The sequence below is a fragment of the Brachybacterium ginsengisoli genome (assembly GCF_002407065.1).
Taxonomy (GTDB): domain Bacteria; phylum Actinomycetota; class Actinomycetes; order Actinomycetales; family Dermabacteraceae; genus Brachybacterium; species Brachybacterium ginsengisoli.
The window spans coordinates 2,548,584-2,562,146 of the sequence record NZ_CP023564.1 but is presented as its reverse complement, the minus strand read 5'-3'; the positions used below and the strand labels follow the sequence as shown (position 1 = coordinate 2,562,146).

Genomic DNA, 13,563 nt, shown 5'->3' with positions numbered 1-13,563 from the left:
GATGAACCCGGGAGGCGAGGACCGGATCGCCCCGTGGCGGGTGGCCAGCGCCAACATCCGCCACGGGCTCGGCGACGACGGCCGGGTCGACCTCGAGCGCACCGCGAGGGAGCTCCGTGCGCTCGGAGCCGATGTGATCGGGGTGCAGGAGATCGACGCGGGCTACGGCCCGCGCTCCGGCGGCGTGGAGCAGCCGACGGTCCTCGCCGGGCTGCTGGGGATGCGGCACGCCTTCGGCGCCGCGCTGGACCTCCCACCGGCGCAGGCCGACGGTCCGCGACGGCGGTACGGGGTCGCGCTGCTGACCCGCCACGAGATCCTCTCCCAGCACCTGCACCCGCTGCCGGACCACCCGGCGGCCGTCGCCCCCGGCGAGCCCCGCGCGGTGCTCCACACGAGGCTTCGCCGCGACGATGGTGAGGAGCTCGACGTGCTGGTCACCCACCTGGAGGCGGGCGACGGAGCGCACCGCACCTCCCAGGTGCAGGGCATCGTCCGCCTGACCGATGCGCTGACCGGACCGGTGGTGCTGATGGGCGACATGAACGCCGACCCCGCCTCCGCGGAGCTCGCCGCCCTCCCGGCCACCGGCTGGCAGGACGCCGCCCAGCAGCTCGAGTCCGCGATGGCAGCGGCGCGCGCGGCCTCACGGCGCACCGACGACCGCGCCGTGCACATGTGGTCGCCGATGCTGCTGGATCGGACCCCGCTCCCGCTTCTGCGCCGTGCTCTGCCGCTGGTGCGGCGCGTCGTGATCCCGCCGCTGCGGCGGCGCGTGGTGCCCCTGCTGGACCTCGCCGGTCGGCGTCCCGCCCGCCCCACCGCGGCCACACACCCCGCCGGATTCCCGGTGCGCCGCATCGACGTCATCTGGGTGCGGGGCGGGATCACCGCCACCGAGGTCGCCGTCGGCCCCCGCGGCAGCTCAGACCACCGGTCGATCACGGCCACCCTGCACCTGCCGCGCTGAGCGACGGCGGCTCGCGCGGGTGATGAACAGGGCCGGCGATCGGAGCAGGACGGGCCCGCCGACCGGGCCCGCCGACCAGGCCCGGCGACCGGGCCCGGCGACCGGGCCCCGGACCGTGTGCGATGACCGGGACCGACGGCCCTGCCACGGCCCTCGGGCTGGACTAGCGTGGACCCATGAGCATCACCGCCGAGGACCTCCTGCCCGACCCGCTGCTGGCCACCTTCCGCGAGCGGGCCGCGGTCCATGACCGCGAGAACACCTTCCCGAAGGATGACCTCGCCGATCTCCGTGAGCTCGGCTACCTCCGACTGCTGGTCCCCACCGAGCTCGGCGGGCTGGGCGGGAGCCTGCTCGAGGCCTCGCGGATCCAGCGTCGGCTCGCCCAGGCGGCCCCCGCGACCGCGCTGTCGATGAACATGCACCTGGTCGTCACCGGGGCCGCGCTGCACGCCCACCGCCTCGGCATCGGCGCGGTGCGCACGATCCTGGAGGAGGCCGCCGCCGGGAAGCTCTTCGCCTTCGGGATCTCCGAGGCCGGCAACGATGCGATGCTCTTCGACTCCTCGACCCGCGCCGAGGAGCAGGAGGACGGTTCCCACCTCGTCACCGGAACGAAGATCTTCACCTCCCTCGCCCCGGTCTGGGACCGCCTGGTGGTGCACGGTCGCCTCGCCGAGGCCTCCGAGGTCGATCCGCGGCTGGTCTTCGGCGTGCTCGAGCGCACCGAGGAGGTCGAGACCCTCGATGACTGGGACACCCACGGCATGCGCCCCTCCCAGTCCCGCACCACCCGTCTCCACGGCGCCCGGATCCCGGCCGATCAGGTGCTGACCACCACCCCCGTCGGCCCGAACCCCGATCCGTTCGTGATGGGGGTCTTCGGGGCCTTCGAGCTGCTGATCGCGTCGGTCTACACCGGCGTCGCCGAGCGCGCCGTCGCCGTCGGCGCGGAGATCGCCGGCTCCCGCCGAAGCGTCACCAAGGGCATCGTCCACGCCGACGACCCCGACATCCGCCGTCGGCTCGCCCGCGCCGCGATCGCCGTGGACGGCTCCGTGCTGCAGATCGAGAAGCTGCTCGCCGATCTCGACGCCCTCGGCACCGGCGAGAGCGGTGCGGGGACCGTCGACCACGGACCCCGCTGGTTCCTGCACTTCTCCGGCGTGAAGTCCTGCTCCACGGAGGCGGCGATCGGCGCCGTCGACGAGGTGCTGCGGGCCAGCGGAGGCTCCCAGTTCTTCCGCCGCAGCGAGCTCGAGCGGCTCTCCCGGGACGTGCGCGCCGGGATGTACCACCCCTCCGACGAGGAGTCGGTGCAGGCCTCCTACGCGAAGGCGCTGCTCGGCGAGATCGGCGCGGAGCGATCGGTGGTGGAGAGGTGAGCCGGATCGTCCTGGCGGGCGGTGCCGGGGCGCTCGGCCGCGCGCTCTCCTCCGCGCTCGCCGCTGCCGGCCACGAGGTCGTGGTGCTCACCCGCTCGCCCCGACCGGGGCACGAGAAGGGGGAGATCCGGGACGTCGGCTGGGACGGCCGCACTCAGGGCGCCTGGGCCCGAGTGCTCCGGCATCCGCGCCTCGAGGACGCGATCGCGGATCTCCTCCCCGGGCCCGCGCCCCGCTGAGCAGCGGGCAGGACGCTGCTCCGGAGGACGAACGCCCCGGCCCTCCCTGTGAGGAGGACCGGGGCGTTCGCGGTGGAACGGATCGGACTCAGGCGTCGGACCCCTCGACGGCGGGGTCCGCCGCGTCGTCGGCCGCGGGCTGCGGCGCCGGCGGGACCTGATCGGCCTGCTCGCGCACCACCCGGCCGCCGTCGGCGGCGCGCTGGAGCGTGTCCTGGAAGTCCACACCGGTGGTGGACTTGACCATGTCGAGCACCTGGGCGAGACCCAGCGAGATGTTCTGACCGATCTTCGCCTCGCCATCGGTGGAGAACACCGACAGGTTGGAGATGTTCGAGTACGGAGCGGACAGCTCGTTGGCGACTGCCGGCAGCACCTCGAGCACCTGGTTCAGCACCGCGGCGTCGTTGAACTGCTTGTAGGCCTCGGCGCGAGCGCGCGTGGTCTCGGCCTCGGCGTCGCCCTTGGCGCGGATCGACGCGCCCTCGGCCTCACCCTTGGCGCGCAGGGCCGCGGCTTCCGCCTCGCCCTCGAGGCGCACGGCCTCGGCGTCCTTCGACCGGCGCTGGAGGTCGACCTCGGCCTCGGCTCGACCGCGGGTCTCGATGGCGTGCGCCTCGGCGTCCGCGGTGACCTTGCGGGACTCCGCACGGTTGCGCTCGTCGGTCAGCTGCGCCTCCGACTCGGCGATGCGGGCGTACTTCTTGGAGTCCGCATCCTGCTGCTCGGCGTAGCGCTTGGCCTCGGCGGGCTTGTGGACCTCGGCGATCAGCTGCTTCTCCCGCAGGTCGTTGTTGCGGACCGCGATGAGCTCCTCCTGCTCGATGATCCGCTGCTGCTGAGCGGCACGGGCCAGGGGGCCGGAGGCGTCGGCGATGGCCTGACGCGCATCGGTCTCCTCCTTGATCTCCGCGTTGCGGAGGTCGAAGGCCTGCTTCGACTCGGCCTCCTGCTGGAGGTTCACGTTGCGGGCCTGGGTCGATTCACGGTTCGCGTCCGACTCGGCGATCGCGGCGCGCTTGGCCACCAGCGCCGCCTCGGGACGACCCCAGTCACGCAGGTAGGAGCCGTCGTCCTCGATGGCGGAGATCTGGAAGGTGTCGATGACCAGACCCTGGTTGTTCATCGAGTGCTCGGCCTCGGCCTGCACCTGGCTGGCGAAGGAGGCGCGGTCACGGATGATCTGCTCGACGCTCAGGGTGCCGACCACGGCGCGCAGGGTGCCCGAGAGGATCTCCTGGGTGTAGTGGTCGATCTGCTGCTGCTGGTCGAGGAAGCGCTGCGAGGCCTTGCGGACGTCGTCCACGTTGCCGCCGACCTTCACCTGCGCCACCCCGCGCAGCCGGAGGAAGATGCCGTTCATCGAGTAGCCCTCGACCTCGACCGGGATCTGGCGCGAGCTCAGGCTGAGGACGAACGCGCGGTCCACGATGGGGCGCACGATCGCGCGGCCGCCGATGATGACCCGGGCGCTGCCGGACTCGAGGTCGATGTCCCCGGTGGGGCTCGCCTTCGCATTGCGGCCCGTGATGATCAGGGCCTCGTTGGGCGCTGCGATCCGGTAGCTGCGCATGAGCGCGACCACCCCGATCAGCAGGACGATCGCGACGATGACGATCACCACGATGATGGGCAAGAACAGTTCCATGGGTTCCCCTCGAGTCAGTGCACACGTGACCGATACATCCTTCCATCTGCCGGGGTCTCGCGCCCTGTCATCCCGGCAGTGGAGACGGCATCGTGACCTCGATCCGGCAGGGGGTCGCGCGCCGGGTCTCACCATGTGTCGAGGGTGTCCGCATCGCGGGACAGCGGACGTAGCGTCTTCCGTCGTGAGCACCACTGAACCTCCGACGACATCCACCGGATCGTCCGCGCCCGCCGCGGCGCCCGCCAACACCCCTGCGCGCGTCATCACCGCGTCGATGGTGGGCACGACGATCGAGTTCTTCGACTTCTACGCCTACGCGACAGCGGCCTCGCTGGTCTTCCCGGCGCTGTTCTTCCCGACGCAGTCGCCGGCGAACCAGCTGCTGAGCTCCTTCGCGATCTTCGGCGTCGCCTTCGTGGCCCGCCCGCTGGGCTCGCTGCTGTTCGGCCACTTCGGCGACCGCGTGGGGCGCAAGACCACGCTCGTGGCGAGCCTGCTGGTGATGGGCATCGCGACCTTCCTCATCGGCGTGCTGCCCACGGCGTCCACGCCCGGGTTCACGGTGCTCGCCCCGGCGATCCTGGTCCTGCTGCGGTTCTGCCAGGGTGTGGGCCTCGGCGGCGAGTGGTCCGGTGCGGCGCTGCTGGCCACCGAGAACGCCCCACCCGGAAAGCGCGCCCTGTTCGGCACCTTCCCGCAGCTCGGCGCTCCGATCGGCTTCATCCTCTCGAACCTGCTGTTTGTGGTGCTCAGCCTGCAGCTCACCGACGAGCAGTTCATGGCATGGGGCTGGCGCCTGCCCTTCCTGCTCTCGGCGGTCCTGGTGATCGTCGGGCTGTGGGTGCGGCTGAAGCTCATGGAGAGCCCCGCCTTCCAGAAGGTCATCGCCGAGGAGCGCGTGGCCGCGGTCCCGATCGCCCGTGTGTTCCGCACCGCCTGGAAGCCGCTGGTGCTCGCCACCATCGCGATGGTCGCCACCTACGTGCTCTTCTACCTGATGACCGCGTTCCTCATGGTGGTCGGCACCACCGCGTCCGACAAGGGCATCGCCCAGGCCGCGGCCGAGGCCGCCGGCAAGCCCTTCGACGTCGCGGGCTTCGTGCCGGGCCTGGGCTATGCCCGCCCGCAGTTCCTCACGATGCTGATCATCGGCGTGGTCTTCTTCGGCATCTTCACGCTCGTGTCCGGGCCGCTCGCGGACCGGATGGGTCGGCGCCGTCTGCTGCTGGGCGTGACCGTGGGCATCGGCGTCTTCGGCTTCCTCATCGAGCCGCTCATGCACGCGGGGACCGCCGGCGTGATGGCCGCGCTCATCCTCGGCTTCACCCTGATGGGCCTCACCTTCGGCCCGATGGCGGCGTTCCTGCCGGAGATGTTCCGCTCCGACGTGCGGTACACCGGCAGCGCGGTCAGCTACAACATGGCCTCGGTCATCGGTGCGGCCCCGGCGCCCTACGCGATGATCGCCCTGTGGCAGGCGCTGGACGGCTCGCTCTGGCTGGTGGGCGGATACCTCACCCTGGCCGCGATCATCACCCTGGTGGCGCTCCTGGTCGGCAAGGAGACCCGCGAGGTGGACTACCTGGCCTGATCGACGTGCTGCGAGGGACGAGCGGCAGGAGATCGGGCGGTCGGGCTCTGGCCTGATCGACGTGCTGCGAGGGACGAGCGGCAGGAGATCGGGCGGTCGGGCTCTGGCCTGATCGACGTGCTGGCCCCACCGGGCCCGAGTGTCAGCTGGCGAGCCATATCCAGGCCGGATATGGCTCGCCAGCTGACATTCGGCGTCGGGCCGACAGGCGGGGCCCCGACGCGGGCCCGGCGCCAGGCCCAGTGCGGGTCCGGCGCCGGGGAGACCAGTCAGGCCTTGCGGTGCTCCTGGTAGTAACGGATCAGCGCGGCGGTCGAGGCGTCCTCGGCCGCGATCGCCTGCTCGTCCCCGGCGACGGCGCCGGCGAGGCCCTTGGCGAGCTGCTTGCCGAGCTCCACGCCCCACTGGTCGAAGGAATTGATGCCCCAGACCACGCCCTGCACGAAGGTGATGTGCTCGTAGAGCGCGACCAGCTGGCCCAGCACCGCGGGGGTGAGCTTCGGCGCCATGATCGAGGTGGTGGGGCGGTCCCCGGAGAATTCGCGGGCGGCGACCAGAGCGCCCTCGGTGCCCTCGGCGCGCACCTCCTCGGCGGTCTTGCCGAAGGCCAGCGCCTTGGTCTGCGCGAAGAAGTTCGCCAGGAACAGCTCGTGGACGTCCTGCTCGCCGTCGACCAGCGCGTGGTTCGGGGTCGCGAAGGCGATGAAGTCCGCCGGGATCACGCGGGTTCCCTGGTGGATGAGCTGGTAGAAGGCGTGCTGGCCGTTGGTGCCCGGCTCGCCCCAGAACACCTCGCCGGTCTCGGTGGTGGCGAGCGAGCCGTCCCAGCGCACGGCCTTGCCGTTGGACTCCATGGTGAGCTGCTGGAGGTAGGCGGGGAAGCGGTGGAGGTACTGGGAGTAGGGGAGCACCGCGTGCGTCTCCGCCTCGAGGAAGTTCACGTTCCACACGTTCAGCAGGCCCATCAGCAGGGGCACGTTCTGCTCCGCCGGGGCGGTGCGGAAGTGCTCGTCCATCGCATGGAAGCCGGCCAGCAGCTCCTCGAAGACCTCCGGCCCGAGCACCGTGGCGAGCACGGTCCCGATGGCCGAGTCCACCGAGTAGCGGCCGCCCACCCAGTCCCAGAACCCGAAGGCGTTCGCGGGGTCGATGCCGAAGGCCTCGACCTTGTCCAGGGCGGTGGAGACGGCGACGAAGTGCTTGGCGATCGCCTCGGCCTCCTGCTCGACGGTCAGGCCCGCGTTCTCGCGCAGACCGCTCAGCAGCCACTGCCGCACGAGCCGCGCGTTGGTGAGGGTCTCGAGCGTGGTGAAGGTCTTGGACGCGACGATCACGAGGGTGGTCTCGGGATCGAGGTCCTTCGTGGTGGCGTAGGCGTCGGTGGGGTCGATGTTGGAGAGGAAGCGCGCCTCGAGCCCGTCCTGGGCGAGGGGCTTCAGCGCCTCGTAGATCATGACCGGGCCGAGATCGCTGCCGCCGATGCCGATGTTCACGACCGTCTCGATGCGCTTGCCGGTGACGCCCGTCCACTGCCCGGAGCGGACGGAGCGCGCGAAGTCGTAGACGCGGCGCAGGGTCTCCTGGACGTCCTCGTCGATCTTCTGGCCGTCGACCTCGAGGGCGGGGGAGGCGCCGGCGGGGCGGCGCAGCGCGGTGTGCAGCACCGCGCGGTCCTCGGTGGAGTTGATGTGCGCGCCGGCGAACATCGCGTCGCGGTGCTCCTGGACCCCCACCTCGCGGGCCAGCTGCAGCAGCAGCTCCATGGTGCGGGGGAGCACGAGGTTCTTGGAGAGGTCGACGTGGAGGTCGGCGGCGTCGTGGGTGAAGTGCTCGGCGCGCCCGGAGTCGGTGTCGAACCACTCGCGCAGCGAGCCCTCGATCTCGAGGTTGTGCGCCTCGAGCTCGGCCCAGGCGTCGGTGGAGGTCGGATCGATCGGGGAGGAGGTGTCGGGAGAAGTCATACGGCCATTGAACACCGCATGGACCTGGCGTGGGTCGCTCGTGCAGCAGGTTTCGCTCGTGGCCGCACAGGTGGTTGAAAGGTGCCGAGACCGAAGCGTTACCAGCTGATGGAATGTAGTTGACATTCGAGGGTGCACACTGGAGGCGTGCCGCACAATGGTCGTACGGCTCACAGTCTCTAATCATCCAGGAGAACACATGGCCATCACGCGCCGTTCCATGATGCTGGGCACCGCCGCCGGCGGTGCCGCTGCACTGACCCTCGCCGCCTGCGGTGGCGACGACTCCGGTTCCGGAGGCAGCGACGGCGGAGGCGCCGGCTCGGGGGAGCCGATCCTCGCCAACGGCACCGAGCCCGAGAACCCGCTGGTGCCCACCAACACCAGCGAGGTCGGCGGCGGCCGCGTCGTCACCTCGGTCTTCTCCGGCCTCGTGTACTACACGGCCGACGGCAAGGTCGAGAACGAGGTCGCCGAGTCCATCGAGTCCGACGACAACCAGACCTGGACCATCACGATCCGCGAGGGTCTGAAGTTCTCCGACGGCTCCGCGCTGACCGCGCAGAACTTCGTCGACGCCTGGAACTTCGGCGCCAACACGGCCAACGCCCAGAAGAGCCAGTCCTTCTTCGAGCCGATCGAGGGCTTCGACAAGGTCGCGGCCGAGGATGCCACGGAGGACCTCACGCTCTCGGGCCTGAAGGTCGTGGACGACACGAGCTTCACCGTCAAGCTGGTCTCCACCCAGGCTGACTTCTCCTCCCGCCTCGGGTACTCGGCGTACTCGCCGCTGCCCGCCTCGGCCTTCGACGACATCGAGGCCTTCGGCGAGAAGCCGGTGGGCAACGGCCCGTACATGGTCGACTCCTGGACGCACGACTCCGAGATCGTCCTGGTCCCGAACCCGGAGTACGACGGCCCCCGTGCCGCCAAGAACGCCGGCGTCACATTCGTCATCTACGACAACGACGAGACGCTCTACAACGACATGCTCTCGGGCAACGTCGACGTCTCCGACATGATCCCCACGGGCGCCCTGGCGACCTTCGAGGACGAGCTCGGCGATCGTGCGGTCAACGCGCCCGGCGCGGTGTTCCAGTCGTTCACCATCCCGCAGAACGACCCGGACTTCTCCGGTGAGGCCGGCAAGATCCGCCGCAAGGCGCTCTCGTACGCCATCGACCGCAAGGCGATCTGCGACTCGCTGTTCTACGGCACCCGCACCCCCGCGACGGACTTCGTCGCTCCCGTGATCGACGGCGGCGGCGCCACCGACATCCCCGGCGCCGAGGTGCTCGTCTTCGACGAGGCCAAGGCCAAGGAGCTGTGGGCGGAGGCGGAGAAGATCCAGCCCTTCAAGGGCCCGTTCACCCTGGCCTACAACGCCGACTCCCCGCACAAGGACTGGGTCGAGGCCGTGTGCAACTCGGTCAAGAACACCCTGGGCATCGAGGCCACGCCGAACCCGTTCCCGGCGTTCGGCGAGTTCCGCGAGCAGATCACCGCGCGCACGCTGAAGGGTGCCTTCCGCTCCGGCTGGCAGGCCGACTACCCCTCGGTCTTCAACTTCCTCGGCCCGATCTACTCCTCCGCCGCGGCGGACGGCAAGGGCAGCAACGACGGCGACTACAAGAACCCGGAGTTCGACGACCTCCTCAAGGAGGGTCTCGCCGCTGCGGACATCGACGCCGCGAACGAGAAGTTCCACGCCGCCGAGGCGATCCTCATGGAGGACCTCCCGGCCTTCCCGCTGTGGTACCAGAACACCTTCGGCGGGTACTCCGACCTGGTCTCGGATGTCCAGTACGGCTGGGACACGGTCCCGCTGTACTACGCGATCACCAAGTGATCTGACCCAGCCCTCCGGCGGGAGGCGGCCCTCGTGCCGTCTCCCGCCGTCGCGCGTCCACCTGCACGGGGCGCGAGCGCGCGACGACTCCCTCCTGCCCCGTGCTCTCTCAACCGAAGGTGACCGACGTGATCTGGTACATCGGGCGGCGACTGCTGCAGATGATCCCCGTGTTCCTCGGCGCCACCCTCATCGTCTATCTGATGGCCTTCTCGTCCTCCGGGGACCCCATCGCGGCGATCGCGGGTGACAAGCCGATCTCCCCGGCCGTGGCCGACAAGCTCCGTGCGCAATACCACCTGGACCAGCCGGTGGTGGTCCAGTGGCTGATCTACCTGCGGAATCTTCTGCAGGGTGACTTCGGCATCGGGTTCAACGGGCGGCCGATCATCGATCAGATCCAGGCGGCGCTCCCGGTGACCATCCGGCTCTCGATCATCGCCGTGATCATCGAGACGGTCTTCGGCGTGATCGCCGGCGTCGTGTCGGGCCTGAAGAAGGGCACCCTCATCGACACCACGCTGCTGATGGTGTCGCTGCTCGTCATCGCCGTCCCCACCTTCGTGATCGGCTTCGTGGCGCAGTTCGTGCTGGGCGTGCAGCTCGGGATCGCCCCGGTGAACGTCGGCCGGGATCCCTCCTGGCAGAACCTGCTGGTCCCTGGCTTCGTGCTGGGTGCGGTCTCCTTCGCCTACGTGCTGCGCCTGACCCGCACCTCGATCGCCGAGGTCGCCACCGCCGACCATGTGCGCACCGCGACCGCCAAGGGGCTCTCGCGCGGGGGCGTCATCACCAAGCACATCCTGCGCAACTCCCTGATCCCCGTGGTCACCTTCATCGGAGCGGACCTCGGTGCGCTCATGGGCGGCGCGATCGTCACCGAGGGCATCTTCAACATCAACGGCATCGGCTCGCTGCTCTTCCGCGCCATCAACGCCGGCGAGAGCCCGATGATCGTGTCCGTGGTGACCCTCCTGGTCATCATCTTCCTGGTCGCCAACCTGATCGTCGACCTGCTCTACGCCGTTCTCGACCCGAGGATCCGCTATGCGAAGTGAACCCGTCTCCCGATCCGGCCGCCCCGCGGCCGAGCACTTCGTCGCCCGGCTGGACGAGACCCCCCTGCAGGCGGTCGACGCGGTGGACACCACCTCCGCGCCGCGCTCGATGTGGGCCGAGGCCGGGCGCAGCCTGGTGCGCAACCCCGTCTTCCTGATCTCCGCGGCGCTCATCGTCTTCATCCTGTTCGTCGCCGCGTTCCCGAGCCTGTTCACCAGCCAGGACCCCAACTACGGGGACATCTCGTCCTCGAGCAAGCCGCCGAGCAGCGAGCACCCCCTGGGCACCACCCGCCTCGGGTACGACGTGCTCGCCCGCGTGATCTACGGGACCCGCACCTCGGTGATGGTCGGCTTCCTCACGATGATCCTCGCGACCCTCATCGGCGGGATCCTCGGTGCGCTGGCCGGCTACGTGGGCGGGTTCTTCGACTCGCTGCTCTCCCGCATCACGGACATCTTCTTCGCGATCCCGCTGATCCTCGGCGCGATCGTCATCGCGAACCGCGTGGACTCCATGAACGTGTGGATGGTGATCCTGGTGCTGGGCGTCTTCGGCTGGACCAACGTCGCCCGCATCATGCGCGGCTCGGTGATCTCGGTGAAGAACCAGGACTTCGTGACCGCCTCCAAGGCGCTGGGCGCGAATCCGGTGATCAACCTCGTCAAGCACGTGGTCCCCAACGCGATCGCCCCCGTGATCGTCACGGCGACCGTGAACCTGGGCGTCTACATCGTCTCCGAGGCGACCCTGTCGTTCCTGGGCGTCGGCCTCCCGACCACCTCGGTGTCCTGGGGCGGCGACATCTCCGTCGCCCAGACCGCGCTGCGGACCCAGCCGATGATGCTCTTCTACCCCTCCCTGGCGCTCGCCATCACCGTGCTGAGCTTCATCATGCTCGGCGATGCGGTGCGCGATGCCCTCGACCCGAAGGCGAGGAAGCGATGACCGCCACCTCCACGACCTCGTTCGGCGCCTCCGCCGGACTGTCGCAGCCCCTGCTCGAGATCAAGAACCTCGAGATCACCTTCTCCACCTCGAGCGGACCCGTGAAGGGCGTGCGGGACGCGAGCCTCGAGGTGTACCCGGGGGAGACCGTCGCGATCGTCGGCGAGTCCGGTTCGGGCAAGTCCACCACCGCGATGGCCATCGCCCATCTGCTCGCCAAGAACGGCTCGGTCACCGGCGGACAGATCCTCTTCGAGGGCCGCGACATCACCCATGTCTCCGAGAAGGAGATCCGGGTGCTGCGCGGCAACCAGGTGGGTCTGGTCCCGCAGGATCCGATGAGCAACCTCAACCCCATGTGGAAGGTCGGTTCGCAGATCAGCGAGGCGCTGGCCGCCAACGGCGTCGCGAAGGGCGCGGCGGCCCGTGCGCGCACGGTGGAGCTCCTGGAGGAGGCGGGGCTGCCCGACGCGAAGCGCCGCGCCAACCAGTTCCCGCACGAGTTCTCCGGCGGCATGAAGCAGCGCGCGCTCATCGCGATGGGCCTCGCGGCCCGCCCGAAGCTGCTCATCGCGGACGAGCCCACCAGCGCCCTGGACGTCACCGTCCAGCAGCAGATCCTCGATCACCTCGACACGCTCACCGCGGAGCTCGGCGTGGCCGTCCTGCTGATCACGCACGACCTCGGGCTGGCCGCCGAGCGCGCCCAGCACCTGGTGGTGATGTACAAGGGGCAGATCGTGGAGTCCGGTCCGGCGATCGAGCTGCTGCAGAACCCGCAGCACCCGTACACCCAGCGGCTCATCGGCGCCGCGCCCTCGCTCGCCTCCCGTCGGCTGGTCTCCGGCAGCGAGCGCGCGGAGATCCGCGAGCAGGCCCAGGAGCACGCGCAGGTCACCGATCCGGAGCCCGCCGGTCGAACGGCCGACGAGCAGGCGCCGGAGTTCGGCTACCGCGACGCGGATCCCGAGGCCGTGATCGAGGTGCAGAAGCTCTCCAAGGTCTTCCCGATCCGGGGCTCGGTCCCGTGGCGCACCACGCGCTTCGCGGCCGTCGACGACGTCTCCTTCTCGATCCGTCGCGGCACCACCACGGCCATCGTGGGGGAGTCCGGCTCGGGCAAGTCCACCGTGGCCCAGATGGTCCTGAAGCTGCTCGATCCCTCTGCGGGCCGGGTGCTCTTCGAGGGCAAGGACGTCACCACCTACAGGGGGCGCGAGCTGAAGTCCCTGCGCCGCCGGGTGCAGCCGATCTTCCAGAACCCCTACGGCACGCTCGATCCGATGTACTCGATCTTCAGCACGATCGAGGAGCCCATGCGCCTGCACGGGATCGGCGACGGGAAGAGCCGTGAGGCGAAGGTCCGCGACCTGCTGGACAAGGTCGCGCTCCCGTCGGCGATGATGCGTCGGTACCCCAACGAGCTCTCCGGCGGCCAGCGCCAGCGGGTGGCGATCGCCCGCGCCCTGGCGCTCGATCCGGAGGTCGTGATCTGCGACGAGGCCGTCTCGGCCCTGGACGTCCTCGTCCAGGCGCAGGTCCTCGAGCTGCTCAACGATCTGCAGGCCCAGCTGGGGCTGTCCTACCTCTTCATCACCCACGACCTCGCCGTGGTCCGCCAGATCGCGGACAACACGCTGGTCATGGAGAAGGGGCGGGTCGTCGAGCAGGGCACCACCGACGAGGTGTTCCACAATCCGCAGCAGGACTACACCAAGCGCCTGCTCGCGGCGATCCCGGGCGGCTCCATTCCGCTCGCCGGCTCGGAGACGATCGACGTCGTGGCCCCGGATGCCGATGCCGACTCCGACCAGCCGGGCGGCGGCGCGTCGCGCCCCGAGGACGAGGGACCGATCGACCCCTTCGCGAGCGCCGGGCACGTCTGAGCCCCGCGGCCCGCTGCGGCCCGC

General features: G+C 70.1%; 10 protein-coding genes. 8 read left to right on the top strand and 2 right to left on the bottom strand.

Annotated features, from left to right (window positions below):
• Position 1 precedes the first annotated feature (1 nt).
• From CFK41_RS11420 to CFK41_RS18065, 3 genes are all read left to right on the top strand, one after another.
• Positions 2-970 carry an endonuclease/exonuclease/phosphatase family protein gene (locus CFK41_RS11420; RefSeq protein WP_227873056.1) on the top strand — a complete coding sequence of 323 codons (969 nt, stop codon included), beginning with the start codon at positions 2-4 and terminating at the stop codon, positions 968-970.
• 176 nt (positions 971-1,146) lie between these two features.
• On the top strand, positions 1,147-2,355 hold the full coding sequence (locus CFK41_RS11415) for an acyl-CoA dehydrogenase family protein (protein WP_096799766.1): 1,209 nt from the start codon (positions 1,147-1,149) through the stop codon (positions 2,353-2,355).
• On the top strand, positions 2,352-2,594 hold the full coding sequence (locus tag CFK41_RS18065) for an NAD-dependent epimerase/dehydratase family protein (RefSeq protein ID WP_174705969.1): 243 nt from the start codon (positions 2,352-2,354) through the stop codon (positions 2,592-2,594). The genes CFK41_RS11415 and CFK41_RS18065 overlap by 4 nt, the downstream gene beginning before the upstream one ends.
• An 88-nt stretch (positions 2,595-2,682) precedes the next feature.
• On the opposite strand, the gene CFK41_RS11405 is transcribed toward CFK41_RS18065, so the two are convergent.
• A complete protein-coding gene (locus CFK41_RS11405) occupies positions 2,683-4,242 on the bottom strand; it encodes a flotillin family protein (protein WP_096799765.1) in 1,560 nt (519 codons plus the stop codon).
• A 184-nt stretch (positions 4,243-4,426) separates the two neighbouring features.
• Here CFK41_RS11405 and CFK41_RS11400 point away from each other — a divergent pair, with 184 nt between their 5' ends.
• Positions 4,427-5,836 carry an MFS transporter gene (locus CFK41_RS11400; RefSeq protein ID WP_227873055.1) on the top strand — a complete coding sequence of 470 codons (1,410 nt, stop codon included), beginning with the start codon at positions 4,427-4,429 and terminating at the stop codon, positions 5,834-5,836.
• A gap of 269 nt (positions 5,837-6,105) precedes the next feature.
• Here CFK41_RS11400 and pgi read toward each other — a convergent pair whose 3' ends face one another.
• On the bottom strand, positions 6,106-7,797 hold the full coding sequence (gene pgi / locus CFK41_RS11395) for a glucose-6-phosphate isomerase (protein ID WP_096799763.1): 1,692 nt from the start codon (positions 7,795-7,797) through the stop codon (positions 6,106-6,108).
• 199 nt (positions 7,798-7,996) lie between these two features.
• On the opposite strand from pgi, the gene CFK41_RS11390 reads away from it, so the two are divergent.
• From CFK41_RS11390 to CFK41_RS11375, 4 genes are all read left to right on the top strand, one after another.
• Positions 7,997-9,646 (top strand): peptide ABC transporter substrate-binding protein, encoded by a 1,650-nt coding sequence (locus CFK41_RS11390; RefSeq protein WP_096799762.1) that lies wholly within the window; start codon positions 7,997-7,999, stop codon positions 9,644-9,646.
• 128 nt (positions 9,647-9,774) lie between these two features.
• Positions 9,775-10,704, top strand: a complete 930-nt coding sequence (locus CFK41_RS11385; protein ID WP_096801056.1) for an ABC transporter permease — start codon at positions 9,775-9,777, stop codon at positions 10,702-10,704.
• Positions 10,694-11,653 (top strand): ABC transporter permease, encoded by a 960-nt coding sequence (locus CFK41_RS11380; protein ID WP_096799761.1) that lies wholly within the window; start codon positions 10,694-10,696, stop codon positions 11,651-11,653. The genes CFK41_RS11385 and CFK41_RS11380 overlap by 11 nt, the downstream gene beginning before the upstream one ends.
• Positions 11,650-13,539: an ABC transporter ATP-binding protein gene (locus CFK41_RS11375; protein WP_096799760.1), complete on the top strand. Its 1,890-nt coding sequence runs from the start codon at positions 11,650-11,652 to the stop codon at positions 13,537-13,539. Before CFK41_RS11380 ends, CFK41_RS11375 begins: the two co-directional genes overlap by 4 nt.
• The last annotated feature ends 24 nt before the right edge of the window (positions 13,540-13,563 follow it).

What these genes read in the sequence shown, in the direction of transcription:
- CFK41_RS11390 (WP_096799762.1), top strand. Translation starts at nt 7,997, where the DNA reads ATGGCCATCACGCGCCGTTCCATGATGCTGGGCACCGCCGCCGGCGGT.
- CFK41_RS11405 (WP_096799765.1), bottom strand. Translation starts at nt 4,242, where the DNA reads ATGGAACTGTTCTTGCCCATCATCGTGGTGATCGTCATCGTCGCGATC.
- CFK41_RS11415 (WP_096799766.1), top strand. Translation starts at nt 1,147, where the DNA reads ATGAGCATCACCGCCGAGGACCTCCTGCCCGACCCGCTGCTGGCCACC.
- pgi (WP_096799763.1), bottom strand. Translation starts at nt 7,797, where the DNA reads ATGACTTCTCCCGACACCTCCTCCCCGATCGATCCGACCTCCACCGAC.
- CFK41_RS11420 (WP_227873056.1), top strand. Translation starts at nt 2, where the DNA reads ATGAACCCGGGAGGCGAGGACCGGATCGCCCCGTGGCGGGTGGCCAGC.
- CFK41_RS11375 (WP_096799760.1), top strand. Translation starts at nt 11,650, where the DNA reads ATGACCGCCACCTCCACGACCTCGTTCGGCGCCTCCGCCGGACTGTCG.
- CFK41_RS11380 (WP_096799761.1), top strand. Translation starts at nt 10,694, where the DNA reads ATGCGAAGTGAACCCGTCTCCCGATCCGGCCGCCCCGCGGCCGAGCAC.